We start from the raw sequence: 440 nt of genomic DNA on the forward strand, positions 1-440 counted from the left end.
GTTTTGCCACGTTCGCTCAGCCGCTGTTTCAGCGCCCGGATGATCGGGTTGTGGGTCATGGCCACCAGGGCCGGCATGAACAGGCCCGCGCGCAAGCGGGGCGAGCCGGTGCGCGAGATGCAGACGTGGCCTTTGCGCTCGCCCGACTCCTGCAGGCACGGATTCAGGCCCGCGAAGGCGGTCACCGCCGAGGCATCGGCGAAGCGCCTCACATCGCCAAGCTCGGCCAGCATCAAGGCCGCGCTGGTATCGGCAATCCCCTGGATGCTCACCAGCAGCTCGCGCTGCCCACGCAAGGTCGGATCCTGGTCGATATGGTCATCGATGGCCTGCTCGATCTGGGCGATGTGGTGTTGCAGATCGGCCAGATGGACCTGGATCGAGTCCTTCACCTGGGCCGGAGCGACATCCAGCCGGTTGCGCTCCATCTGCAGCATCTG

General features: G+C 65.9%; 1 protein-coding gene. It reads right to left on the reverse strand.

The genetic code is table 11. From position 1 onward, the window contains the following. The coding region (locus D180_RS02050) for a transposase (RefSeq protein ID WP_017911474.1) at positions 1-440 on the reverse strand (440 nt) is incomplete at both ends.

The sequence above is a fragment of the Xanthomonas sp. SHU 166 genome, assembly GCF_000364685.1.
GTDB classification, from domain to species: Bacteria; Pseudomonadota; Gammaproteobacteria; order Xanthomonadales; family Xanthomonadaceae; genus Xanthomonas_A; species Xanthomonas_A sontii.